27 protein-coding genes are annotated in these 22,385 nt (G+C 60.3%); all 27 read right to left on the bottom strand.

Annotation, left to right across the window (positions count from 1 at the left end; genetic code table 11):
* Positions 1-12 precede the first annotated feature (12 nt).
* The 27 genes from ACLEJQ_RS22490 to ACLEJQ_RS22360 all read right to left on the bottom strand — a co-directional run bounded on the left by ACLEJQ_RS22490 (position 13) and on the right by ACLEJQ_RS22360 (position 22,353).
* Positions 13-687, bottom strand: coding sequence for a hypothetical protein (locus ACLEJQ_RS22490; RefSeq protein ID WP_440798580.1), 675 nt, complete (start codon positions 685-687; stop codon positions 13-15).
* Between the two features lie 319 nt (positions 688-1,006).
* Positions 1,007-4,561 (bottom strand): host specificity protein J, encoded by a 3,555-nt coding sequence (locus tag ACLEJQ_RS22485; protein ID WP_440798578.1) that lies wholly within the window; start codon positions 4,559-4,561, stop codon positions 1,007-1,009.
* A 57-nt stretch (positions 4,562-4,618) separates the two neighbouring features.
* Entirely contained in the window at positions 4,619-5,212 is a 594-nt protein-coding gene (locus ACLEJQ_RS22480) for a tail assembly protein (RefSeq protein WP_440798576.1), read from the bottom strand.
* Positions 5,213-5,254: 42 nt separating this feature from the next.
* Positions 5,255-5,596 carry a hypothetical protein gene (locus tag ACLEJQ_RS22475; protein WP_440798574.1) on the bottom strand — a complete coding sequence of 114 codons (342 nt, stop codon included), beginning with the start codon at positions 5,594-5,596 and terminating at the stop codon, positions 5,255-5,257.
* 32 nt (positions 5,597-5,628) lie between these two features.
* Positions 5,629-6,384, bottom strand: coding sequence for a C40 family peptidase (locus ACLEJQ_RS22470; RefSeq protein WP_440798572.1), 756 nt, complete (start codon positions 6,382-6,384; stop codon positions 5,629-5,631).
* A 2-nt stretch (positions 6,385-6,386) separates the two neighbouring features.
* Entirely contained in the window at positions 6,387-7,136 is a 750-nt protein-coding gene (locus ACLEJQ_RS22465) for a phage minor tail protein L (RefSeq protein WP_440798570.1), read from the bottom strand.
* A 9-nt stretch (positions 7,137-7,145) separates the two neighbouring features.
* On the bottom strand, positions 7,146-7,484 hold the full coding sequence (locus ACLEJQ_RS22460; protein WP_440798568.1) for a phage tail protein: 339 nt from the start codon (positions 7,482-7,484) through the stop codon (positions 7,146-7,148).
* On the bottom strand, positions 7,484-10,450 hold the full coding sequence (locus tag ACLEJQ_RS22455; RefSeq protein WP_440798566.1) for a phage tail tape measure protein: 2,967 nt from the start codon (positions 10,448-10,450) through the stop codon (positions 7,484-7,486). The genes ACLEJQ_RS22460 and ACLEJQ_RS22455 overlap by 1 nt, the downstream gene beginning before the upstream one ends.
* 10 nt (positions 10,451-10,460) lie before the next feature.
* A complete protein-coding gene (locus tag ACLEJQ_RS22450) occupies positions 10,461-10,709 on the bottom strand; it encodes a DUF1799 domain-containing protein (RefSeq protein WP_440798564.1) in 249 nt (82 codons plus the stop codon).
* A 62-nt stretch (positions 10,710-10,771) separates the two neighbouring features.
* Entirely contained in the window at positions 10,772-11,155 is a 384-nt protein-coding gene (locus ACLEJQ_RS22445) for a phage tail assembly chaperone (protein WP_440798562.1), read from the bottom strand.
* 3 nt (positions 11,156-11,158) lie between these two features.
* Positions 11,159-11,812 (bottom strand): phage tail protein, encoded by a 654-nt coding sequence (locus ACLEJQ_RS22440; protein ID WP_440798560.1) that lies wholly within the window; start codon positions 11,810-11,812, stop codon positions 11,159-11,161.
* A 70-nt stretch (positions 11,813-11,882) separates the two neighbouring features.
* Positions 11,883-12,299, bottom strand: coding sequence for a phage tail terminator-like protein (locus ACLEJQ_RS22435; protein WP_440798558.1), 417 nt, complete (start codon positions 12,297-12,299; stop codon positions 11,883-11,885).
* Entirely contained in the window at positions 12,296-12,718 is a 423-nt protein-coding gene (locus ACLEJQ_RS22430) for an HK97 gp10 family phage protein (protein WP_440798556.1), read from the bottom strand. Before ACLEJQ_RS22430 ends, ACLEJQ_RS22435 begins: the two co-directional genes overlap by 4 nt.
* Positions 12,715-13,077: a hypothetical protein gene (locus tag ACLEJQ_RS22425; protein ID WP_440798554.1), complete on the bottom strand. Its 363-nt coding sequence runs from the start codon at positions 13,075-13,077 to the stop codon at positions 12,715-12,717. The genes ACLEJQ_RS22430 and ACLEJQ_RS22425 overlap by 4 nt, the downstream gene beginning before the upstream one ends.
* A 14-nt stretch (positions 13,078-13,091) precedes the next feature.
* Positions 13,092-13,595: a DnaT-like ssDNA-binding protein gene (locus ACLEJQ_RS22420; RefSeq protein WP_440798552.1), complete on the bottom strand. Its 504-nt coding sequence runs from the start codon at positions 13,593-13,595 to the stop codon at positions 13,092-13,094.
* 3 nt (positions 13,596-13,598) lie between these two features.
* Positions 13,599-13,799 carry a hypothetical protein gene (locus ACLEJQ_RS22415; protein WP_440798550.1) on the bottom strand — a complete coding sequence of 67 codons (201 nt, stop codon included), beginning with the start codon at positions 13,797-13,799 and terminating at the stop codon, positions 13,599-13,601.
* Positions 13,800-13,847: 48 nt separating this feature from the next.
* Positions 13,848-14,864, bottom strand: coding sequence for a hypothetical protein (locus ACLEJQ_RS22410; RefSeq protein WP_440798548.1), 1,017 nt, complete (start codon positions 14,862-14,864; stop codon positions 13,848-13,850).
* A gap of 14 nt (positions 14,865-14,878) precedes the next feature.
* A complete protein-coding gene (locus ACLEJQ_RS22405) occupies positions 14,879-15,595 on the bottom strand; it encodes a hypothetical protein (protein ID WP_440798546.1) in 717 nt (238 codons plus the stop codon).
* Between the two features lie 41 nt (positions 15,596-15,636).
* Positions 15,637-16,716 (bottom strand): minor capsid protein, encoded by a 1,080-nt coding sequence (locus ACLEJQ_RS22400; RefSeq protein WP_440798544.1) that lies wholly within the window; start codon positions 16,714-16,716, stop codon positions 15,637-15,639.
* Positions 16,691-16,915 (bottom strand): hypothetical protein, encoded by a 225-nt coding sequence (locus tag ACLEJQ_RS22395; protein ID WP_440798542.1) that lies wholly within the window; start codon positions 16,913-16,915, stop codon positions 16,691-16,693. The genes ACLEJQ_RS22400 and ACLEJQ_RS22395 overlap by 26 nt, the downstream gene beginning before the upstream one ends.
* Complete coding sequence (locus ACLEJQ_RS22390) at positions 16,908-18,356, bottom strand: DUF4055 domain-containing protein (protein WP_440798540.1); 1,449 nt, start codon at positions 18,354-18,356, stop codon at positions 16,908-16,910. The genes ACLEJQ_RS22395 and ACLEJQ_RS22390 overlap by 8 nt, the downstream gene beginning before the upstream one ends.
* Entirely contained in the window at positions 18,356-19,843 is a 1,488-nt protein-coding gene (locus ACLEJQ_RS22385; protein ID WP_440798538.1) for a terminase, read from the bottom strand. The genes ACLEJQ_RS22390 and ACLEJQ_RS22385 overlap by 1 nt, the downstream gene beginning before the upstream one ends.
* Before the next feature lies 1 nt (position 19,844).
* Positions 19,845-20,441: a hypothetical protein gene (locus ACLEJQ_RS22380; protein ID WP_440798536.1), complete on the bottom strand. Its 597-nt coding sequence runs from the start codon at positions 20,439-20,441 to the stop codon at positions 19,845-19,847.
* 16 nt (positions 20,442-20,457) lie between these two features.
* Entirely contained in the window at positions 20,458-20,943 is a 486-nt protein-coding gene (locus tag ACLEJQ_RS22375) for a hypothetical protein (RefSeq protein ID WP_440798534.1), read from the bottom strand.
* A gap of 78 nt (positions 20,944-21,021) precedes the next feature.
* On the bottom strand, positions 21,022-21,303 hold the full coding sequence (locus ACLEJQ_RS22370; RefSeq protein WP_440798533.1) for a phage holin family protein: 282 nt from the start codon (positions 21,301-21,303) through the stop codon (positions 21,022-21,024).
* Positions 21,304-21,678 (bottom strand): putative holin, encoded by a 375-nt coding sequence (locus tag ACLEJQ_RS22365; RefSeq protein ID WP_440798530.1) that lies wholly within the window; start codon positions 21,676-21,678, stop codon positions 21,304-21,306. It abuts the gene before it with no gap.
* 510 nt (positions 21,679-22,188) lie between these two features.
* The gene (locus ACLEJQ_RS22360) at positions 22,189-22,353 is read right to left on the bottom strand and encodes a hypothetical protein (RefSeq protein ID WP_440798528.1); all 165 of its coding nucleotides are present in this window, start codon (positions 22,351-22,353) and stop codon (positions 22,189-22,191) included.
* Between the last annotated feature and the right edge of the window lie 32 nt (positions 22,354-22,385).

Below are 22,385 nucleotides of genomic sequence, written 5' to 3'. Positions count from 1 at the left end.
AGAAATTGTCCTTTACAGTTTGGCGAAAACGACAGGAAGAAAAAAGGCAAACGGATTTGAGCTGCCAACGGTTAAGGCGTACAAATTTCCACCGGAGAAATCCCACCAGCAATATAAAGATCTACTCAACGAATTGTCAGCCATCATCCTCATACCAAAGGTATTAATGAGCATATGTTCCCCGGCCGGAAAATTGAAATCTACTCGATAGTAGTTTCGCGTCATACCTTGTGTGGTAGTGTCACTTTTAACATATGTCCAATTCTGAAACGCTCTGGTGAACCGGGCATAGGAAGTATCACTGTCAAATAGCAACTTCGAACTTCCATCCCAGATTCGCATCCCGTAACTAGCCGAAGGCGTAGCGGCAAAACCACAGGCAAAATAGGTGCCATTTGGCTGGAGCGTATTGACGTCGTAAGCCCGAACATAGAAGCCCGTCCAGGCGCCAGGCGAGCCGATCACCCGCATCAAGCAAAGACCTGCAATACCGCTATTCCCCGAAGGCCTTACAAAAACAAGCGGAGGTTCCTCACTGGTAATCGTGTTAGGAAAACTGGTGATCGACCCAAGTCCGGATTCTTGGTTGGGCTGATAAGTACCCTTCGCTAAAACGACGAGCCGGGTGAATTCAGAATCGACCGTCACGACATTACTGTCGTTCGTGAACTCTAATCCAAATGCCATTAGTAGAACCTTATCGCAATTAGCCGCATTGTGACCCCGGAAGTTCCGCCATATTGGGCTCTCCCCCGAATATAACTGTAAACGCGCACGGCATTGTCAATTACCTCCGTCTCCAGTTGCTTCGCCACGTCGATGTTGTAGGCGCCAATTGGAATAACAAATGCTGTTCCATTGTCAGGTGTCAGCCCAGGCACGGAAATAGTCTGAAAGCTAGCGGTGCCGGATCCAGTTACAACTCCGCTATACACGACACGCATAGTGAAAGAAGATGGATCAAGAACTACGTTACCGCTCTCATCCCATATAGTAAGCCCGTAACTCATGCGTCAAGATCCCCAAGTTGCACCCGCTTGACGCCGTTTTGGTCAAAGACCTTGATGGCACGGTTCGTCATCGTCAGCCTGCCACCGCCCGGTGCCGGCCCGTTGAACTCCAAATTGCCAGCCTTATCCAGACGCCAGCCCTGCACCCCGGCGACATAGTTGTCAGATTGCAGGTACTGGCCGATTTTCAGCATCGTGATGCTGCCGTCCTGGATGAGCGCCGAGTTCATGAACACCTGACCGCCCTGCACCGCGAACGGAACCGAGACAGCCCCGCCAGCGATGGTGTTGACGATGGCGAACCGGTCGGCGCTCACCAGGAACTGGCTTTGCAGCGTCCCGCCAACGTTCTCGATGCCTAGGCCGATGCCGGCCGCAACGTATTGTCCGTTCGCGTTCAGTTGCATCTTCACCGACCACATCGTGCTCAGCTTGCCGCTGGTATCGGCGTAGGCCGTGGACGTCTGCTGAATCGCTGCCGTGTTCTGCCCTACGGTTGCGGCCAGCTGATCGATCTTCGTCGAGGTCGCCGAGTCGTTCGTGGCCACCACCTGCTCCAGCGTGGTTAGGTTGGCCGCGTTCTGGCCGATCTGGGCGTCGAAGGTGGTCAGCCTCCGCGCCGTTGCCTCATTTTCTGATGCCTGGACGCTGCTTTCCGACGCAATAGCCGCCGTGCTGGTCCACCCCTTGATGGCGTCGGCAAGGTCGCCCTCCCCGTTGTCGTCGCGCGAAGAGGCGCGCAACGCCTCGAAGGAAGTTGCCGTCGCTTCAAGCTCGGTGATGTTGACGGTGTTGGTGGCCACCTGCTGCGCCAAGCCATTGGCAGTGGACACCGACTGGCCGACGTCGATCCAATAGGTCGCGTTCGGCGGCGGCGTGTTGACCGGCACCTGAATCTTCGCCTGGAAGATCCGGCCGTCCTGAACCACCATCTTGTCCTTGGCGTACACCTCGCCCGGCTTGTAGGCCGACAGGCCGTCAAGTGCGTCGATCTGATCCTGAAGGCCGGGGATTTTCTCGATCTCGTCAAGGAGGTCCTGGCCGAGTTCTGTTTCGGTGATCTGCCCCTTGATCAGATCCAGAATCGGGTCGGCGTTCGAGCTGGCTTGGCCCATGACCCCGTTGACGACGGGATACCAAGGCCCGATGTTGCCGGTCCGATCCACCAGGCGCGCCCAGAAGAAGAACGTCGTGCCCGCCAGAAGACTTTGCAACGCATAGTCGCTCTGGGGATACGCCAAGTCGGCCAGCTTCGTGGCGTTCTCCAGCACGTTCGTGGGCCCGTACCAGATCTCCGTCCGCTGGGTGTCCTCCGCGCCAGCAGGGAAACCCCACTTGAGGCCGATGCCGAACAACAGTGAAGTGGCAGTCAGGAACGACACTGCCGGTGGCAGGCCTTCCTTGCCCTTGAGATCCGTCAGTGCCGAGTTGCGCCAGGTCGATGAGATGTCGAAGGCGCTCACTGCACGCACGCGAGCCACGTAGGCGCCCGCATAGATGCCGACCACATCCACGTTGGTCGAGCCGGTGCGCTGCACCTTGATCCAGTTCCCGCTGTCCTTGCGCCACTCGATGTCGTAGGCAACCGCACCTTCCACGGAGGGCCAGCTGATGGTCATGGTGGCGACGGCCAGCCCCTGGACAACCGAAGAGGTAGACGCCACTGTGATGCTCGCCGGCGCTGGAACGACAGTGATCGGAATGACGCTGATCGGCCGTTCCTCAAGACGAGCGCCGGTATCGATGAAGGCGAATTTGCTCGGCTCGTACTGCAAGGCACTGATTTCGAAGTCGCCTTCGGTTGTGCGCTTCGTCCGGAGCACGCGATAGAGCGGGATCGCCAGGTCATCGGCATCAAGCGCCCACTGGAGCTGCGCCTGGGGCGCCTCGCTGTAGGCGACAGTGACGGTCACGGCGCGCCCGGCCACGCTCTGCACCGTGCGGCCTTCAGCACGCCCACCCGGCAAGTTGATGATCAACCGGTCACCGGCTTTGGCCTGGGTGTCCCGGTCCAGGGTCACGACGCGGCCAGCAGCGGCGGAGATACGCCCGCCAATCTCCCGGCCGGCCAGCAGCGAGTCAGCCACTGGGATGATGTGGCCCGGCAGCGGGATCACGCCCTCCATGCCGGTTTTGAACGTAACGGTCCGGTCCAAGTTGTTGCTCAGGATCGCCCATTTGCCGCGGCGCTGGGCTTCAGAGGCGCGGGTACAGCCGATGGCACTCAGCTCGGTTGGCCGATCACCATAGCGGCGCTGCAGGGCCAGGTCGGAAAACGGGATGACGTCGGTGTCATAGTTGTTTGACGGGTTGTCGTAGCTCACCAGGGCCCGGGTGTACCGGGTCTTCGCCGAGGCGCTGCCGTAGGAGAACTTCCCATCAATGACGTTCGCCCGGGTGAAGACGTAGTCGAAGTCCTGAGCCCTCGGCATGTCGGCCTGCATGATCAACTGGCCCTGGGCCCAGTAGGTCATGCCCCGGTAAATGCCGGAGATGTCTCGCAGTAGCGTCCAGGCATCGGCCTTGCCCTGGAGATTCATGTCGCACAGGAAGCGCGGCTCGGTGCCGCCCAGGCCGTCCGGTACCAGCTGGTCGCAGTACTGCGCGATCCGGTACAGCTCCCACTTGTCGACCATAAACGGCTTGATGCGCTTGCCCAGGCCGAATCGATCTTCGGTACAGATGCCGTAGGTGATCCAGGCCGGGTTATTGGTCCAGGCCTGTTTCATGCTGCCATCCCATGTGCCGGTGTACGTCCTGGCGATCGGGTCGTAGTTGCTCGGTACCTGCCATTTCCGGGCCTTGCACTTCACCGTGACTGCAGGGATGTTCGTGAACTGCTCGGCGTCGAACTCGATGTAGAGGAGCGCGGTGTTCGGGTAGCGGAGCTTTGCGTCGATCACCTCGGTGAAGCCGGCGATCAGCATGGTGTCAGCGATCTTGTTGCTGTTCTGGTTTGGTGTCAGGCGGCGCACGCGGATCTGCCAGCCGGTGGTAGCCGTGGGCAGGTCGACCCGCTTGGAGCGCTCGTACCGGGTGGTGGTCTTGCCGTCTACCGCATCGACCAGCACCTGCTGATAGGCGCCGCCATCCGTGGCCACGTCAATGGCGTATTCAATCCGGTAGCCGCCAATGTTGCCTTGGTCGTCTTGGCGTTGGAGTGCGGGCCAGGCGAACCGCAGGCGCACGGCAGACAACTGGGTATTCGTTACCGAGCGGACCCAAGCTGCATCGCTGCGCAGTTCGATGTTCAGCGATGTCTCGTTCTCAACCGAGGGGATTCCCGGGATGTAGGTCTGGTCGACCGACCCGCTGCGCCATTCCCACTTCACATTCGGGAAATTGACGTTGCCGCTGGCATCGTTGATCGGCGTGTTGTCCAGGAAGATGCTCGCCGCCGTGGGCGACTCTTCAAATTCGCCCTCCCCAACCGCAATGAGCAGCTTCGCCACGTTCGTGGAGCGCAGGCTGTCGCTGGCTTCCCTCGGCGCTTTCGGCTTGCTGCTACCGCCTTTGGCGCCACGGATGTCGATCTTCTGTGCTGCGCCCATGCTTTCCTCCAGGCGAAAAAAAACCGCCTCATGGGCGGCCTGTTTGCTGCGTTCGGGTTACGTTTTGTCTTCGGCGTATATAGAGGCGGAAATGATCATCCCGCCCCACCGGCGTTCGCCGATGCAGATCGGCACGGGGTTGCCGCTCGCCGTGGTGTTCTTGGCGCTGCCGAAGGCGTAGGACGGGGCGTTCTCCGGGCCTGCACTCTGCTTGAGGCCGGAGGCCTGGGGGCTGAGCATCTGGATGACGCCGCCGGCAATGAGGCCAATGCCTGCAGGGGTCAAGTATGGGGCAGTCATGGGGAACACATAGGCAATAGCCAAAAGCACGACCCCGACGACCGTTTGTAGAACGCCGCCGCGCTTACTTCCCTCCACCACCGGGACGATGCGCACCTCGCGGGTGCCGCCAAGGTCGAATTCTGCCTCGCTCACATTTTTCCGATTTCGGAACACCGCGAAACGCATGCCTACGGCCGCCAGGCGCCGGATCTCCTGTTCAAAACCGTTGATGGTGCAGCCAAGGGCTTTAAATACTTCCCGGGATGTACCAGAGTCGATTTGCTTGAGATGCGTTCGGCCAAATTTCCGCGCAAGCGATCCAGACAACTTGATTGTGGTCATGCCGGATGCATAACTGGCAGATGTCATATTTTCCTTCCAATAAAAAACCGCCTTTCGGCGGTCTTGTGGTCATCGGCATTGCTGAAGTGAGTCTCGTAATCCTGAACGCCCTATCTGCGACCAGGCGACACGTTGGTAGAGTTTCGCGACACTGCCGGCTGTGGTCTGGCTGATTTCCAAAACATCGTCAGTCTGCTGGGCGAAGCCGTTCACAAGCCGGTAGCCGTGTGCGGTTTCGGTCATCGTCGCGCTTGAGCTGTGCTCCTGCCATTGAGGGAAGACACAGAGCGCAAAGGCTTTAGGTGACTTGGCGGAACTCACGGTAACTGCTGGCGACGTGGACATTAGGTCGGAAGGTGATGAACACCCCGCCAGCAAAGCAACAGCCACCGCGCCTACAAAAAATCTCATGGGGTCACTCCTGTGGAAGATGGCCCAAGATATCACCTGGCATCCCGATGGCGCAGTACCAGCCGTGTCCGATCAAGCCATGGCCCACCGAAAACGATGATTTCGCTAGGTCGGCCATACAGGTGGTGCAGGAGGAAAGGTCCTGGGCCGAAAGTCTCGGCATCTTCAGCGGGCAGCGCCGGGTCCGGCCCGAGGAAAATTCCAGCATGGTTCGGATGCACCGTCCGTCCCACCTCCATCACGATCATGTCGCCGCGCTGCGGTTGGTCGACGCGGTAGAAGCCGGCGGCCTGGTAGTTCGCCTCGTAGAGACTGGTGCTCTCCTTGCTCTCCCACCAGCCATCGGCGCGCCTGAAGGCCTCGAACTCGAGGCCCCACTCACGCTTGTACCAGTCAGCGCAGACCTGCCAGCAATCCCAAGCACCGTGGACGAATGGCCGCCTCAGGAGTGGCGTCTCGCCGGTGGGCACCACCGTTCGCAGATCACCCTCCGGCCAGCTCAGGATGTGCCAGGGCAACTCGGTTGCTTCGCACATTGCCAGGTCACGGGGCGACGGCCGGCTGGTGGCGTCCGGGTGGGAATGAACAATACCGATCACCTCGCCAAGGTCCTCCGCCGCCGCGTACTCCTCGGGAGCAATGCGGAACTCCTCGTTCGGCTCGGTTGCGGTGTTCGTGCAGGGAAAGTACTGTTGCTTTCGCCCCACGGCCAGCAACAGCCCGCAGCACTCTTTCGGGTACTCGGCCGCTGCGTGCGCCTGGATGGCGCTCAAAATGTGTTTGCGCACGGTCAGCTCCTGGCAATGAGGGAAACGGCAGGGAAGCCACCGAAAGGCAGCGGGTTGCCCTCACCGAAGCGCGGGATGCAGCCACGGCCCAGGGTGGCGTCACATTCGTCCAGCTCTGGATTGTCGGTGACGACGCCATCCTTGGTGACGTAGGGCCCGGTGTAGCCGCAGTTCGGGCCACGGTAGCCTCCGGTGAGACACCAATGGCATAGCGTTGTGGCTTGGCGACCGATGGACTCGCCGCCCACGTCGCCCGGGCTGGCAAGCTCCCAGGTCACCATCTCCCCGTCTTCGTTCGTCTTCTGGTCGATGTACCAGACCTCGATCGTCTCTTGGGTTGGGTCGGCCTGAGGGTTGCCGTCGGGGAAGTTCTCGGCGTCCAGGTACGTGCCCAGCGTGTGCCGCATCGTCAACTTGAACTCGAGCAGATCATCGAAGGCGAGGCACAGCGCCGTGATCCGCCCGTTGACGTTGCCCACCGACAGCGTGGGCCGTACCGCCGTGCCGTCGCCGTTGGACTCAATGCCGTCAATCTGCATGGGCCAGGCGCCATACTCGTTGCCCTGCCACCAGATGGACTTGGCCGGCAGTTCATCGGCGGAGGAGCCGGCGGCGATCAGCTCGGCAGTCGTGTGCGGGATGGCGTGCCCGTGGAAGCGCAGCACGTCCGCCCCATAGTCGGACCCATCCAATTCGAAAAGCAGCACTTCGCTGCCAGGCTCAAGAGCCTGGATGTCACTGATCAGCGGCATGATTGTCCCTTATGGATGAAAGGCCCGATTGAAGGTGGCCGTCAATTTGAAGACGCCTCCCCCGACCGGGGTTGGAACTGGGTTCAAGCAAGTGAACAGGCCCAGCTCACCGAGCGGGGTCGTCCAGAGAAAAGCTTTGTTGCCGGCGTGCCGGTCGAGAAAATCCATTATCTCCTTCACCCGAGCCTTCGATCCGCTGAAGGTGATCGGATAGGAGTCTTCCTTGTTGTTCGGCCCGTCGCCGGCGAACTGCTTGTAGCCGTCGCCGAACTGCGCGGTACGCACCCGATATGTAATCTCGGGCGAGTCGCCGTGCTGCGTGGGCCAGGTGAATGTTTCGATTGCCATCAGCCCCTCCCGTTTATAACGCGCCAGATCGAACCGCCCGGCTGCAATCCTTTGGCAATCGCCGTTTCCGCTTCGACTTTGGCCGCCTGCTGGATGCCTTTACCCAATTGAGTCGTGTCCTCCTGGGTAGTGCCACCGGCGCCAGTGGTCTGGACCGATACTGCAACCGGAAAGTTGTACACGTTCCCGCCGCTGCCTGCCCCGCCGCCAGTAACTGCACGCACACCCAACTGGCCGCCGGCCGTCCGGGTCAGCGGCATGATTGCCTCCTCCCCTGCCTCGCCCATGACCCCAATCCCGCCCCCAGCCATTCCGAACGCTGTCGGCTTGCTGACGATGGAATTGGTGAAGGCTGCACCGTTGGCGAACATCTGCACGCCGCCCGACCAGGCCCCGCCCTTGGCCTGAATGCTGCCAGGGGTAAAGCCTGAAAGGTCGCCGGAGTACCCGGCCTGGGTAGAGCCAGCCGAAGAAGCGCCGCCGAAATACGAGCCAGCGGCAGACGCTGCCAGGCCGAATAACGCTTCCATCGCCGAGGAAGCTGCCGCCCGAGTAGCGATGCGTGCCATGTCGGCAAGGACCGACTTCGCGAAATCGGAAAACGACAACTTCCCAGTCATGGCGAAGTTGACGATCGCATCCTCCATCGAGCTGAAGGCATTGGTGAACAGGCTGCGCGTCTGCCCGGCCACGTCCCGCGCCGACTCCAGGTAGTTGCTGAAGGCCGAGGTAGCACCGTTTCGCCAGTCGCTCTGGGCTTCCGACATCTGCTCGTAGTTGCTGAGCACTGTCGCGCTCAGGTCCTTCTCGCTTCTGTTGATGGCGTCCAGCTTGGCCTGGTATTCCTCGGCGCTCATGTTGCGAGATTGGTCGGCCTTGTCGCGGGCCAGATCCAGGCGCTGCTGGTTGGCACGGTCGGCAATGCCGTTGAGTTCGCCGTTGATGGCGTTCTCCCGGTCACCACGGCCTACCCCATCGGCCGCACGACTTCCAGCACGCCGCAGCGCGACGTTCTGTTGGTCCAGGGCATCGGTGTAGGACTTGATGGCCTGAGCCTGCTTGGCTAGCCTGCCTTGCTCGTTCGACGCGAGCACCTGCAGCTCGCTGTCCGCCTCTTCCTGCGCCTTGACCATGTTGGCCCGGGCGTCGGCGATCTTCTGGTCCAGCTGGATCCGCTGGGCCGCCGATGTGCTGGCCTTGCCCTTGGCTGCCTCAAGTGCTGCGATCTCGGCCTCATAGGCAGCCGTGACCTCGTCGCGCTCGTTGCCGATCAGTGCCTGTCGTTTGAGCAGGTAGTCTTCCTGGGTAACCAGGCCCGCCTTCTGGGCCGCCTCCAGTTCCTTCTGGGCGTTTTTGTACTCGCTCAGGATCGCCGATAGCTGATTCTTCGAGTCGTTGAACCCGGTCAGGTTGACGGCCGAGCTTGGCGACTTGGGGTCCTTGTTCTTGTCGCGGATGTTCTGGATTGTCTTCTCGACAACATCCGGCTGCACGAGCGGGTCGTTGGCGTTGGCCTTGCGCAGGGCCTCCACGTCCCTTTTGTATTCCTTGATCAGCTTGTTGCGCTTCTCCTCGTTAGTGAGGTTGGAATCGCTGATGGCCTTCAGGCGGATACTTGCATCGATGCCGTCGCGCTGTATCTGTGCGTTCAGCCCTTGAGCCTTGGCGATAGCATCCTGGGTGTTTTTCTGCTGAACGAGGAATTCCAGTTCCAGCTTCGTATTTTTCAGGGCTTCTTGGGCATCGGTGTCGCTGGGGTCGCCGTTGACCATGCTCTGAGCAGCGGCCATACGCTGCTGCGCGTCAGTAATGCGGCTCGCCAGGGCCTGCTCGCGGCCAATATCTTTCACCGAATCGGCGGTGGCCGATATCTCCCCCTTCAAGCTTTTCCAGCCGCGCTCCCAGATCGAGAGGTTTTCCGTGACCTCGCTACTGCGGTTCTTGATGGTGTCGACGTAGGTGTCGGTCAGCAGCTTGGCAGCGCCGATAGTGTCGCCCTGAGCCTTCAGCGCGACGATCTGCGAATAGGTGCTGGCCGTAAGGAAGTTGTACTGGTCGTTCAGGTCCTTGGCAGCCGCAACCGGGTCCTTGCCGATTTTCACGAACTCGGCAATGGTTTCCTCTACTGCGCGGCCGGTGGCCTTTTCCCATTCCAGTGCGGCAACTGTAATACCCTCAAAGCTGCCGCTGGCGATCTTCCCAGCTCCTGCCAGTTTCGTCAGGACTTCTGCGGCGGCACCGGTGGTGCCAACGGTTGCGCTGACCTGGCGCGCCATTTGAGTTAGAGCGTCTGCCGATGTGCCGGCAGCGTTGCCGGTCTTGATCAGCTCTTCCCGGTACCCAACGGCCTCTTCACTGCCGGAGTAGTAGGCATGCGTCAAGCCAGCTATGGCCGCCGCCACCACGGTGAACGGATTGACCAGGCCGAGCACATAACCGCCCAGGGCCTTTGCCGCTGGACCGATGCCGCCGAACATGTCTTTGAGTTGCCCGCCCTGCTGAAGCAGGACAGTCAGTGGGTTTTGGCCGCCCTGCAGCGACACAGCAATGTCGGTGAACTGCGCGGGGACGCCACGCAGCGCCGCAGCGGTTTGCTTGGCGGTGTTGCCGGTCCGGGTCAGCGAATCATCGAATCGCGTGAGGTTGGCCCTGGACTGGTCAATCTTCGCCTGATACTCGCTGAAAGTCGCAGGATCCAGTCCGAGCTTTTTCTGTTTGGCGAGCTTGGACTCCAGCTCATCGAGGCGCCCCAGGGCTTTCACCGTCGGGTCGATCTCTCCCAGCAGCTCAGACAGTTCGTCGCGCTGTTTCTTGAACGAAGCAGATGCCTTGTCCGCGCCGCGAGATACCGCCTCGGCCGCCTTCTCGGCACGCCCGCCCGCCGCGGTCAGCTTGTCGAGGTCGGAGCTCGCCTGCGCAGCATCGGTCGAATCGACCTTGATGCCGAGTTCAGCAATAGAAGTCATGCGGGCTCCGTTATTTCGATTCGCTCATCACGAGCATGGCTTCTGCTTCCATGACGCGGATGTCGTGGAAGGCTTGGGTGAGTTCGCGCCGCTTCATGCCCAGCATGCTGGCGACAGGCGGGAGGGCGTTGTAATCCAGGCCAGAGGCCCCGCCCATACCGGTGCGCCACTGGGTAGACATCGCCTCGAAGAGCAGGAACGCGGACCAATTGTCCGGCCAGACGTCGTACTCAACGGGAGGTATGTCCGCCAGGGTCATGCCGAAAGCCGCCAAATCCGCTTCGGACGGCCCCGGCTCGTACAGAACACGGGCGGCGCCGGTCAGTTTCCCAGGCGTGCCGGTTGATACGCGGCCTGGTAAGCCTCCAGCACGGCCTGGGGTGCGCCAATGCAGGTGGTCACCAGGGCAGTGATCGATTCATCTGACAGCTTGTCGTCGAAGGCCCACCCCGAAACGATGTCCTTGAGCTGGCCCACCTGGATGGCAATCTCGGCGACCGTGGCTTCCTGCCAGGACAGGTCATCCTCTTGGACGTGCTTCTGGTGTTCCTTTAGGGCGGCGTTCCATTTTTCGAAGTGCGCGGCCAGGGCCAGGCGGTCCAGGTACTTGAATTCGAACTCCACGTCTTCGGGCTTTCCGCCCACGCGTGGAATGGCGACCTTCGCCTTGAAGGTCGGGTTCTGGGAGATCTTGATCTTCGCCATGGGTTACACCACCGTCGAGTAGCGGGTTGGACGGCCTGCCAGGGAGAGGGTGATGACCCGGGTCATCAGGTTGTTGCGGCCCAGGGTCGGGGTAGCAGTAATGGTTACGTAACCGTTGTAAATGATGCTGCTACCGCCTGGAAGGTTCAGCCTGAGAACGCGAATTGCCTTGTCTTCGTCGGCTGCCTCGACCACGGCCACGAATGGCAGTTCTGGGTCGTCGGCTACAGTGAACGCCATGCTGATCGGGTTCTTGGTGGTCGGAATCTGGCGATCATCATCGTCCGCGAGAAACCCGAAAGTCAGAAACTGCTGATCGCCGCCGCTGGTGTTGACGTCTGTGATCTGTGGGATTTCCACAAACCCGGTTACTTCCCGCACAGAGCCAACACCCGAGCCAGCCGGGTACGGCTGCAAGTTGCTGGTGTTGATGTTTTCCAGCGCGAAGGTGCCGGTATCACTGTCCGCAACTCGGGCGGCACGGTTATTCAAGCGCGTCCAGCCCGAAGTCACGGCGATGATGTCGCCATCGGTAAGTCCGTGGGCTGCGGCGGTCGCTACCGCAGGATTAGCATTACTCAGCGCCGTTACCGGAATGGCGGCGCCATAAGTTGCGGCGATTTCAAGGGTGGCGCCGTTGGGGAGTCGAAAGCCCATGTGTGTTTCCTCTGTGCAGAAATGACAAAACCCGCTCAAGGGCGGGTTCTTGGGTTGCCCAACGGGCGAATTAGTTGGTGTCGGATCGGTATTGGAACGAGGCTGGCACCGTGAAAGTGCTGCCCTCTGGAATCCCAGGGCCAGGCGCTACCGGCGTCAGCACCAGAGCAACAAGCCCGGCACGCGGGATGCGCAGGTTCAGCGGGAACAGCGCGGCCAGTTCATCAACAATGCCGCTCGCCTCGGTCCGATATTGTCCGGAGGGGGCCACGACGTTGACTTGGAAAACACCCTGGTACAGGCGGTGATCACCGCTCAGCGTGTTGCTGGCTGTCACCGCAGGTAGAGTGAACGCTCGAAGATATGTCTCTCCAGAAGCCGGCGTGTAGCCCTCGTTCTCGACCACAACCTTCAGCGGCTTGGTTCGAGCCTTGGCCCAGGCCAGCAGGCGCGATTCAAAGGCCGCCGCGATGATGTTGTGGCTCATACCTGGTTGTTCCTGATGGCTTCGAGGACGATCTGCTGGAAGCGGGCCTGGGTGATGCGCACCATCCCGCCCGGGGCTTGATCGGAGTGGCCGTACTCAAGCGGAATGGCATACGGCAGGTTGTTCACGATGAATGCGGTAGTGCCGGCCCGGAAGAGGATCGATTCACCCGCAATGCGCGCCGTTGCTTCGGCTCCGGTGGGGTCAAGCGTGCTGAGAGTTCCAGCCGCCGGCGCTTCGATCGTCATTTGCCAGTTACCGCGGAACCGACCGGTATCCACTGGGGACATCCGAATCAATGAGTTGCCTATCTCGATGATGATCTCGCGCAGGCTGGCGTCGACCGCTTGCTTCGCCTGCGCAGCGAATTCGGCCAGTTGAAGTGCAAAGCTACCCTGCTGCCCGGCGTACTTGTTCATGATCGCACCTGCAGCTCGTACACCAATGGAGTTCCGGCCGGGTTGATCTCTTTTACGTCGATCACTGTCCACGTCTTGCCTTGGACATCAGCCTTCATCAGAGGCTTTGGCTTCCAAGCCATGCCCAGCGCCGCGACCTTCAGCTTCTTGTCGCCGCGCACGATCAGCGTGTTGTTCTGGAACTCAAGGCCGGTGAAGTCGAGCAAGATGCCTTGGGCGGTTTGCTCGACGACTACCTCGCCGCCGCCAGGGTTGTCTGGGTCATACTCGCCAGGCTGGATGTCGCGCAGCGTGACAGGCTGACCGAACTCTGTAATCAGCTCGACAGCCAGCGCGGCCATCTCATCGTAAAAGGCCATGGTAGCTCCGGCATTTATGCGCGGATTGCGAACAGCCCACGCTTTTGAAGGTAGTCAGCAAACTGCGTGCGGCTTGGCCTGTCTGGCGCTGCCGGCAGCAATCGGCCGCTGGTGTTGCTGATGGTGGCGTACTCGCGTGTCACTGCGCCTTCGACACGCTCGAGCGTTACAGCGCCTCTGCGCTTATCGATCGGGTCGATATCGTCGTTATGAATCTCACCCGCCAGAGCCATCTGCCCGTACTGGATACGTGCAGGAATGTAGTCGGACGGCTTGTTCTCGCCGTCGATGTTGACGCCGCGGCGAGGCCAGGCAAGCGCCTGGTCACCGTGCGCCCGGCATCCTTTCCAGTTCATGCCGTTCATCGCCAGGGCGGCCCGGCGCAGCAACGCCTCCTGCGCAGGCTCGTCCGCTGGGATGGTGACGCCATAGCGTGCGGCGTAACTGACCAGTTCGGCAGCGGTCGAGTAGCTGTCAGCGTCCGGCTTGCCGGTACCGTCCTCGATGATGAGCGCCATGGGTTATTCCTTGGTGGTGGATTTCTTGTCAGCTCCGCCGCCGTTCTTTCGAGCGGCCGGCTCATCAGGTTCCGTGCGGACGCTATCAACACCACCGGTTTCCCCGACCGTTTCAGGACCGACAGTGATGTTATCAGAGGTACCGCCGAAGCCCCAACGTGCCTTCAGGTTGGGATCGATGTGTTTGTCTTTTTCAACTGCCATGAGTCTTCTCCTTCAATTGTTCCAGCCCCCGAAGGGGCTAGCCATCGGTCAGGCCGATACGGTGGAAGTGATGAACGCCAGCGGCACCTGCTTGCGTGCAAACTTGCGGGTCCAGTTGGTGGCCAGCGCCAGGTCTGCCCAGTTCGCCGAGATTGGGCGAGTGGTGGTCGGGGTGCCGGTGATGGTCGCGCTGGTGAACGAATAACCCAGCGGGTGAACAACGAAGTTGCGACGAGTCCACAGGGTTTCTGCACCACCACCGTTACCGCGATCCGGAGCGCGCTCGTATTCGAGGCCGTCTTCGCCTGGCGGTGTCTCTTCGGCGAAGCCGAGCGCACCCGGGCCGAAGATCACCGACAGGTACTTGTTCGGGGTGCCAGTGATTACCGGCATACCGTCATCGACCACGACTCGCATGCCCTGGAATCGACCAAATTCTGGGATCTGGTCAGCGATCGGCGTGAAGTCGATCAGGTTGAGGATCTGCAACTCGGTTTGAACGGCCGAGTGCATCACGATGACGCTCAGGCCACCCAGCTGCCCGCTGTAGTCGCCCATGGTTGCCTTGGCTCGGATGATCGCTGCTGCGCTGATGGTGCCGCCGGCATCCACGACCATGTCACCACCGTTACCTGCAACGTTGTCGTTGTAGATGCCGACTACGGTTGCGATGGCGCGGCGCTGGGCCACTTTGCGCCAGTAGCTCAGCAAGCGACCTGCGACGAACTCCAGCGGATCCTGATTGGTGATGTTTTTCACCAGGTTCATGCAGTTGAAGCCTTCGTTGAGGTACGCCGCGCGCGCCTGCATGCTGTCAGTGTGCACCGACAGAGGCACAGCGATGTCGGTGTAAACGTCGTTCGAGTAGTTCGACTCGATGGACGCGTCCAGGTCAACCCACCACGGAATGGTGAAGGTGTTGGACGGGCTCGCCAGCAATCGGGTCATATCCGAGTTGGTGGTCAGAATGCCCGATTCGAAGAACGCGGTGCGTTCAACGCTGTTGACGGTGATGTAGTCCCGCAATTCGTCACGGAAGATGACGTCAGAAAGAATGGTTGGCATTGCGATAGGTCCTTTTACGATGCCTCAGCCGCTGCCTTCAGGCGTGCGTGCTCGGCGGGGTTGGTTCGGCGGAGCTCTACGCGCTCCATCCCAGTAAGTTGGTTCCACGTTTTTGCGGCCCCGCCGCCTTTGCCACCGGTAGCCCCGCCACCAGAAGCCCTACTTGAAGCGATCAACGGCGCCAGGGCGGCATCGTTGAAGAGTTGAGTCTTGAATTCTTCCACCGTCAGAGCGGTTGGCCGGCGATCAGCGTCCAGCACCACGACGGTTGGCTTGCCTTCGCGCAGCTCCATGGAGAGACGAGGCTCGATGATTTGTTGCAGCACGGCGGCAGAGCCTTGCACAGCCAGCTCTCCGGCCACGCGGGCGGCAGTCGCGCCCACCGTCAACGCGTGAACCTGGGCCTGTAGCGCGCTCAACGTACCTTCCTTCTCGGCAAGCGCGGCGGTGTGCTTCTCCTGCCAACTGCGGTCGAGCGCTTCGGTGTCGCCAGATTTACGTGCCGCTTCCTCAGCGGCGAGCCGCGCAGCCTCTTCAGCCTCACGCGCTTTGGTCTTGTTGGCTCGAAGCTCCGCCAGCAGTTCGTCATTTTTGGCTTTCAAGCCGCTGACATCTTCGGGCGCTGGCAAGCCTTCCACTGCCAGAACATAGTTTTCGCCCTGCGCCTTGTAGAACGCCTGCATGGAGGGTTCGAGCGCGTCATATGCTGCTTTGTCGATCAGGTATTTCATGCTGTCCCCCTGGGACTGGTTTTGCAGGCTCAGCCTGCGGTTCAGATGCCTGCGCGCTCGAAGGCCAAAGGCTCCAAGGCCTTCATCTCAGCGAGTGTCAGTGGTTTGAAGTTGCGATCGAGCTGGAGCTCGGAGAAGCGTTTAATGCTGAGCCCGCCGTTGCGGAATAGAGCGCCACGGGCCTTGCCAATGGCTTTGTCCTGAAACGATGCGGGCTGTTGCTTGAGCCAGTGGTAATAGTCGAGGTCTGCGCTGACTTGTTCCGCTCCATCCGCGCCTTTTGAGGCCCTTGTGGCGTCCTTCTCGAACATCTCGCTCAAGCGTGTCAGCAGCACAAAGGTTGTTCGGCAGTTCGGGTGAAACGGTGGCCTTGGCCCTGAATCGACAGGGAATCGGCGCTTATCGAGGGTTCGGCAAATCTGACTGGTCTTGCTGTCGAGCGTGGCGACCAGCTGTATTTCAGTGACGATGTCGGTGTTGGCCTTGGCCGTCTCCATTCGTGCCTGGCTGGCAACGTGCTGGATTGCAGTGCGCACCACGGTGGAGGCGTTGCGGTCAGTGATTGCCAGAATGCCGTCCGTGTATCCGGCTGCTTTGGTGCCCCGGATGTTCTGCAGGATCTGGAAGTTCGTCTGCCCTTCGAAGAAGCCCTGCCGGATTGCGCCGGTGACACGCTCTCGCTCGGCCGTTGTCCAGTCCTTGATGAACGGCTTCAACAGCTTGCCGCCGTCCCGGATGCTGAGCGGGTTGCTCATTACGGCTGAGCGTATCGCCGTGACAGACGGAATCGCAGCCTCAAGGCTGATGCCGGCGGGCACCGCTTTCGTCAGGCTCGTAGCTTCGAACTGCGCCTCGTAATTGGCCAGGTCGATCAGGTCCAGGGTGAGCTGATCGGTGAAGCGGGTGAAGATGCCCAGCAGCAGGCTATCCACCTCATCGAGCAGCTTCTCCAGCCGCTTGCGAGTGAATCCGGTCAAATCGGACTTCGTCAGTCGCTCTCGCAGGGATCGATCGATCTCCTTGAGGAAGGGGGCGAACTTCTTCACCTCCCCCGCCTTGAGCCGTTCGAGGAAGACAGCGTGCCGGATGGTGGCATCAAGGATCGCTTGGTTTGCCGCCATCTGGGTTGTCCTCTGGATCGCCGATAACACGAATGCCATCGCCATCGCATGCGAATGTCACAATCAGCTTCTGCAAGCCGCTGCGCTCAGCTACAAGCTGTGTGCTGATTTGCTTTGGCAAGACCTTGCCGTCTTCTGTGAACAGGATGTAAACGCCCCGCTCACTACGAGCCAGCACAAGTTTCTGCACCTCAGCCATCACTATTGCCATCTGGATTGCCCTCGTCGTCCAGGCCTAGGCCTACTGGGTTCGCTTCTAGCTCGCCGCGAATGCCCTCATCCGTCTTCTCTGGATCAATCACGCCGCGATCGCGCAGGTACTGCCAGAAATCAGACTCAGGCACGCGCCCGGCCTGAACTGCATTGAACAGGCTGGACATGATTGCGGCGTCAAGGCTCACTTGCGTGAAGTCTTGGTTCAGCTTCAGCAGCGCTTCGCCGGCGACATTCTCAAATGCGCACATCCACATCAGGCACTGGCTGTAGGCCTCGCTGACGTTGCTCACGGCCAGCGACAGGATGCTGTGCTCTGCCGCACTGTCGTTGTCAGCTTGGGTTGCGGTCTTCACGGCGCTGCCCCGCTCGATCAGCCTGGCGCCGAGTGAAACCATGTCTTCCTTCTTGCCGTCCATGGCCTCTTTCACGAGGGTGTTCGGCTCTGGCTGCGCAAATCCGCACGATCCGTTGGCCGGAAGCGTCAGCGGTGCACGGGAGCCGACGTAGATGCCGTTCTCTTCCAAGTGATCGCGCCAAGCCTCATCAAGGCCGGCGATCCAGAACTGTGGCTGCCCCGAGAACCAGACCGAGTCCTCGTAGTCGGCACTGTTGCGGTAATGGCCGATGTTGATCTCGGCCATGTCGTACAGCGGCGAGTCATCAATCGACGAATCGTTGTTCTCACTGCCGACGAACATGAACGGGATCAGGCGCCAAGGCTTGCCGGTGCCGTCCAGGGGCGTGTGAGCGTCAGTCGCGGCCCAACTACCGCCCTCAGTCGTCCAAAGCTCTTGCTCGTACACGCCAGAGTCATTCAGACGCAGCACGCGATACTGATCTTTGCTCTCAACACCAAAGCCGTCGTCGGTGTCCTTGTCGACCACTTCCTTCAGTACAACCAGGCTCAGCAGGTGCTGCCCGCCGACCTTGCGCGTCTTCCAGTTGATGATGCACTCAGCGTTGTAGCTGGCTATCGTTGGGCGGATACCCATTGCCGCGCTGTCCGCCTTGCTAGTCGATCCGGGTTCAACGCTTGGATAGTCCACCAGCAGCCCGTGACGCCCGACTTCGAGAATGTGCCCGATGACCGACTGCGATTGCTGGTAAATGCTGATGCCCTGCCCGTCGACATCCTTGGCGACGTATTCGAGCGCGGCGGGCACGGTGAGCGTTGGCCAGGTGCGGAACACCGCGCCCACCAGACTGTTCTTCGTGCGCCCCGTGGCGTTGTAGAACACGGCCCGCATCAGATACGTGGTGAATCGCGCCTTGTTCTCGTCGCTCTGATCGTGAGGATTGGGCCGAGGCAGGTAATGATCCCCCCGGGCCTTGATCGTTTCGGAGCCCTTGCACACGTCGCGCACCAGCCGCCAACGGGACTGTGCCGCGTCGTACTCCGGGCGGGTGTAGGTGACGTCTGCCATTAGCGTGCGAATCCCATTTTGATTGATTTGACCGGCTTCCTGGCGCTCTTGGCGACAGCGAAGTACCGGAATGCATCGGACGGATGGGACGCCCAGTCGTGAAGGGGCTTGTCTTTCCAGCAGCCCTTCTTGTCGTCCCACTCTTTGCGGTAGTTCTCCAGCGCGGTAATGCCCTCTTCGGTCTTGGCCTCGTCAAAGGCACAGTGGGCGAGGATTTCGCGCACCTGATCGATGCCATCGTCTACGCCGATCTTCGGCACGACCTGGAACGTCATGCGGTAGTGCTGGCCGTCGATCTCATAGCCTTCCCGCGCCATTTCCCGGCGGGTCTTGGCATCGCTGCCGAACTCGCGGTTGTCGATGTCATGCGGCCCCCAGTGCTCGGAGTAGGTGTACCCCTTGTCCTTCAGCACCTTCATGTAGTGCCGCAGGCCTTCCCCGCTGTTCTGGTAGAAGTCGATGACGTGGTACTCGTTGCCGACCTGACGCACAAACCAGATGGCCGTGGAGTCGCCGACGCCGATGTCCCAGAAGGTCATCACTGGCAGGTGGCTGTTGTCTGGCAGCGTGCCGATGCGCTGGGCGGCGTAAAGCTTCGTGAACTGCTGGGCGTAGTAGGCGCCCTCGATCGACTGCTGGAACGCTTCGGCCGGGATCGACGGGTATTCCCGCTTCATGTCGTCGCCGAGTGTCTTCTCCTTGGCGGCGTACCAGGCGCGCTGGCCTGGGTTGGTGGCAATGCCGTGCTTGGCTGCCAGCTCGTTGAAATAGCCGGTCAGGCGCTGCGGGATGACCGCCTCACCCGGGTCGAGCCAGTAGGCCTTGTTCTTCCACCAACTGAAGAAGAAAAACTTCCAGTCCAGCTTGCCCAGGGGTGTACCGGACAGCAGTTGCTTCTCTGCGCTCTGCGAGTAGTCGAAGAAGTAGCCCGCCCGCCCCTCCGCCGTCGATTCAATCGTGACAAAGCAATCGGTGGCAACAGCCTCGAAGGCGCCAGTGACGATCTCACGGGCCTTGTGCGGAAACTTGGCGCAGATCTTCCCGAACTCAGAGACATGCAGGTAACGCAGCGTGCCACCCCGGAACGAGGTACTGACGTAGATCGAGCCGCCCTTGCTGAATACCAGCTCACCAGCAGCGTCGTTGCTCGCAGGGTTCGCTGCGCGGATCTCTTTCGGCAGGTTGTCGTAGGCGTACTTCACCTTCTCCCGGAACAAGCGCTTGGCGTCGTTCAGGGTGTGGGCGATCAGCGCGCACTTGGCCGACTCAAACAGAGCGGCGTCGAGCTGGATGATGCAGCACTCGGTGGTGAAGCCGAGCTGACGAGCCTTCAGGATGATGTTCCGGGTGTGCATCCCGTCGAAGTATTCGATCTGCTCGTCCGTCATCCGGAAGCGGACTTTCTTGCCCTGCTTGTCGGTGATGAAGTAGAGATTGTTCAACCGCCAGCGTTTATCCCGGAGCAGCTTCATGTGCTCGGGCTTCATGTCAGGCGTCCTTCGATAGTTCGTCCATCATCTTGGAAAGTTCGTCGGCGTCGTCCGTCTTCTCCTTCTCGTCCAGGCCAAATGCCTGGCGCTCCAGAACCTGTAGGTTCTTCATCGCGGAGGAAAGCTGGAACAGTGTTTTGGAATTGCTGGGCAGAGCGACTGCAGCGAGCATCGAAGCCCTCCGCATTCCGTTGCTGTCCTCAGAGGTTTCATCCTCGATCGCGTCTTCAATCTCTTCGCGGCGCTGGATGGTGGTCATCAGATCGTCCATCAGCAGGTTCGCGAGGATTGTCGCCTTGCGAATGTCGCGGCGGTGGCTGCGAACCACCCGGGCGCCCTCCTCAGCAGCCTCTTCGATGATCTCGGCATCCAGTTCGCAGTTCGCGCCTTGGTCGTTGCGAACCTCTCCGCGAACCAGCTTGCTGCGAACCTCTTTCCGGACCTGGTCAGAAAGATCTCTCGCCCATCCAAGGGCTTTGGCCTTCTTCCTGATCGCGGTGTCGCTCACTCCCTGGCGCTCTGCGATGGTTCTGATCGAAAGCGACCCGGCCCGGTAGGCTCGTTCGATCGCCTCCCAGTCGGGTTGCTTCGTCATATGTGGCCCTAACTTATTACTGGTCGGAGACGTAATAGCCGTCATTCGTTGCGATCGCATAGATAGCGGACAATGTAACCGTGACCACGCCGTGTTCCCGCTCTGTGCCTGAGAATGCTTGAAGGCGGTAAAGCAGCTCGCCGTCGTCGCTCGTTACCTGCCCCTCCCCGTCTATACGAATCGCCCATACCGGCTGGTAAAACGGGGTTCCTGAATTCGAAGCAATAAGCTTCTCGAAAACGTAGCGAGCACCAACGTAGCCATTGATTAACTGAATGGCGGTTACGGCGCGAGCGTCTCCGAAAGGAGTTCTTATGCGTAACGTGATTCCGTCAGCACCTACTAAGCAAGATGTACCCCACTCCTCGGCGGGATACTCACTGTTGAGGAGCTCATTGATTGCTTTGCTCAGTCTGACGGCGTGCGACTTAACCCTTCCTGCTTGGTATGCCGCATTTCGAGTCAAGTCGAATTGAGCATCGGGAATTTTATTGAAACTCATGCCAACCTCCTTTTGAAAGAGGTTCGAGTATGCATGATGCTGCGACACAATTTGCTGACTCGCGAAACGTGTCGCGACTTAATCCACCTGAACGATGCGGGCCACATTCCCACGAGCACGCCAGACCAGAACAGCAGCCAGACCGTAGAACGCTGTGTTGAACCACGACGCATCAGCAAACTCCCCTTCCAGCACCATGCGGCCAACGAGGCTGACACACTGCATGCCGGTTACCGCGCAGGCCGCCCAGGCGATCAGGGATACGGTCAGCTTGTACCGGGAGTTCGGGTACGGGCTGTAGCGCAACCCGATCATGATGAAGATGACCGCACACAGTGCAGCCTGGATGATTGAGGCCATTCAGCCCTCCTTCCTCGCCCGAAGGCGGAAGAACCATTGCAGCCAGCGCGGCATGACGCCGGTGTGCATCCACTCCAGAATTCCAGTCGCAACCGCCACGCATACCGCGCCACAGATGAAACCGCTGAAGCCAGCCGTTTTGGTCCAGGTGAGCCCCAAGAGTTCGGCAGAGCCGAAGTAACCGCCGATCCAGCCGGCAAAAAGGTAACCAATGCGGCGCCACGTTGGCATGGCGTCCGCGAAGACGACGAACAGAAACGATCCGCCGAACGCTCCAACAAGTGCTGACAGGTCAATCTGGGGGAAGGCAGCGCCCAAGCCAAGGCTGGCAACGACACCAGTTACAGCGAGTGCGCCAGTGCTCGGCTCAGCCATATGCTGCTCCACGAAGAAAACGGCCTGCGTGGCCTGGGCATAGCCCGAAAAACGAAAATGCCCCGATCAATGTCGAGGCCCTGAATAGGTGCGGATGGCCGGTGCTGATCTCCGGCCTAGTGACGATAGGCGCGTACCGGCGCCTCGTTTTACTTCCTCCGCTTTCGCGGCTACCCCCTGACCAGCTTGCCGAAATGCTCAGCAACCTAACCGCAGCAGATGCGACCGGCACTAATGTGCCGCATCACGGACCGGCGGGGATCTCGTTCACCTGATTAGCGCATCAGCCTGCACATTCATCCGCATAATGTGAGGGTCTTTCCCCTCGGTCCGCCAAAGGCTATCACAGCGTCGACGCCCCTTTGCATCGATCTCGCCGCTCCAGTCTCGCGCCACCCAGAAAGCATTTGAGGTCGGGGCGCGCGGGCTGCCGGCGTTGTTTCCGTACGTCGCACTGTCCGGCTATCGACGTCCAGGCCTTCCCGAGGGCTGTCCTGGCTACAGGTTAAACTACAGATTCTTCTTGTGTATGCGCCAACCCATGGCGACACCGGGATGCAGATACTCGCCAGTGCGCGGATGGCGCGAGAAGTCAGTCTCGCCGACTTGGCGTGCAACTGACTCCCAGGCTGTTCTGGCGCGCTCCAGCTGATTGATTTTTGCCTTCAGCTTCATGCGCACCTCCCAGCAGGTCGAATCCGAACAAT

Source organism: Pseudomonas sp. SMV71 (genome assembly GCF_052042015.1).
In the GTDB taxonomy this organism is placed as follows: domain Bacteria; phylum Pseudomonadota; class Gammaproteobacteria; order Pseudomonadales; family Pseudomonadaceae; genus Aquipseudomonas.
Note: the sequence above shows the minus strand (reverse complement) of the source record. Positions and strands in the feature narration are given on the sequence as shown.

What these genes read in the sequence shown, in the direction of transcription:
- ACLEJQ_RS22490 (WP_440798580.1), bottom strand. Translation starts at nt 687, where the DNA reads ATGGCATTTGGATTAGAGTTCACGAACGACAGTAATGTCGTGACGGTC.
- ACLEJQ_RS22485 (WP_440798578.1), bottom strand. Translation starts at nt 4,561, where the DNA reads ATGGGCGCAGCACAGAAGATCGACATCCGTGGCGCCAAAGGCGGTAGC.
- ACLEJQ_RS22480 (WP_440798576.1), bottom strand. Translation starts at nt 5,212, where the DNA reads ATGACATCTGCCAGTTATGCATCCGGCATGACCACAATCAAGTTGTCT.
- ACLEJQ_RS22475 (WP_440798574.1), bottom strand. Translation starts at nt 5,596, where the DNA reads ATGAGATTTTTTGTAGGCGCGGTGGCTGTTGCTTTGCTGGCGGGGTGT.
- ACLEJQ_RS22465 (WP_440798570.1), bottom strand. Translation starts at nt 7,136, where the DNA reads ATGCCGCTGATCAGTGACATCCAGGCTCTTGAGCCTGGCAGCGAAGTG.
- ACLEJQ_RS22460 (WP_440798568.1), bottom strand. Translation starts at nt 7,484, where the DNA reads ATGGCAATCGAAACATTCACCTGGCCCACGCAGCACGGCGACTCGCCC.
- ACLEJQ_RS22455 (WP_440798566.1), bottom strand. Translation starts at nt 10,450, where the DNA reads ATGACTTCTATTGCTGAACTCGGCATCAAGGTCGATTCGACCGATGCT.
- ACLEJQ_RS22450 (WP_440798564.1), bottom strand. Translation starts at nt 10,709, where the DNA reads ATGACCCTGGCGGACATACCTCCCGTTGAGTACGACGTCTGGCCGGAC.
- ACLEJQ_RS22445 (WP_440798562.1), bottom strand. Translation starts at nt 11,155, where the DNA reads ATGGCGAAGATCAAGATCTCCCAGAACCCGACCTTCAAGGCGAAGGTC.
- ACLEJQ_RS22440 (WP_440798560.1), bottom strand. Translation starts at nt 11,812, where the DNA reads ATGGGCTTTCGACTCCCCAACGGCGCCACCCTTGAAATCGCCGCAACT.
- ACLEJQ_RS22435 (WP_440798558.1), bottom strand. Translation starts at nt 12,299, where the DNA reads ATGAGCCACAACATCATCGCGGCGGCCTTTGAATCGCGCCTGCTGGCC.
- ACLEJQ_RS22430 (WP_440798556.1), bottom strand. Translation starts at nt 12,718, where the DNA reads ATGAACAAGTACGCCGGGCAGCAGGGTAGCTTTGCACTTCAACTGGCC.
- ACLEJQ_RS22425 (WP_440798554.1), bottom strand. Translation starts at nt 13,077, where the DNA reads ATGGCCTTTTACGATGAGATGGCCGCGCTGGCTGTCGAGCTGATTACA.
- ACLEJQ_RS22420 (WP_440798552.1), bottom strand. Translation starts at nt 13,595, where the DNA reads ATGGCGCTCATCATCGAGGACGGTACCGGCAAGCCGGACGCTGACAGC.
- ACLEJQ_RS22415 (WP_440798550.1), bottom strand. Translation starts at nt 13,799, where the DNA reads ATGGCAGTTGAAAAAGACAAACACATCGATCCCAACCTGAAGGCACGT.
- ACLEJQ_RS22410 (WP_440798548.1), bottom strand. Translation starts at nt 14,864, where the DNA reads ATGCCAACCATTCTTTCTGACGTCATCTTCCGTGACGAATTGCGGGAC.
- ACLEJQ_RS22405 (WP_440798546.1), bottom strand. Translation starts at nt 15,595, where the DNA reads ATGAAATACCTGATCGACAAAGCAGCATATGACGCGCTCGAACCCTCC.
- ACLEJQ_RS22400 (WP_440798544.1), bottom strand. Translation starts at nt 16,716, where the DNA reads ATGGCGGCAAACCAAGCGATCCTTGATGCCACCATCCGGCACGCTGTC.
- ACLEJQ_RS22395 (WP_440798542.1), bottom strand. Translation starts at nt 16,915, where the DNA reads ATGGCTGAGGTGCAGAAACTTGTGCTGGCTCGTAGTGAGCGGGGCGTT.
- ACLEJQ_RS22390 (WP_440798540.1), bottom strand. Translation starts at nt 18,356, where the DNA reads ATGGCAGACGTCACCTACACCCGCCCGGAGTACGACGCGGCACAGTCC.
- ACLEJQ_RS22385 (WP_440798538.1), bottom strand. Translation starts at nt 19,843, where the DNA reads ATGAAGCCCGAGCACATGAAGCTGCTCCGGGATAAACGCTGGCGGTTG.
- ACLEJQ_RS22380 (WP_440798536.1), bottom strand. Translation starts at nt 20,441, where the DNA reads ATGACGAAGCAACCCGACTGGGAGGCGATCGAACGAGCCTACCGGGCC.
- ACLEJQ_RS22375 (WP_440798534.1), bottom strand. Translation starts at nt 20,943, where the DNA reads ATGAGTTTCAATAAAATTCCCGATGCTCAATTCGACTTGACTCGAAAT.
- ACLEJQ_RS22370 (WP_440798533.1), bottom strand. Translation starts at nt 21,303, where the DNA reads ATGGCCTCAATCATCCAGGCTGCACTGTGTGCGGTCATCTTCATCATG.
- ACLEJQ_RS22365 (WP_440798530.1), bottom strand. Translation starts at nt 21,678, where the DNA reads ATGGCTGAGCCGAGCACTGGCGCACTCGCTGTAACTGGTGTCGTTGCC.
- ACLEJQ_RS22360 (WP_440798528.1), bottom strand. Translation starts at nt 22,353, where the DNA reads ATGAAGCTGAAGGCAAAAATCAATCAGCTGGAGCGCGCCAGAACAGCC.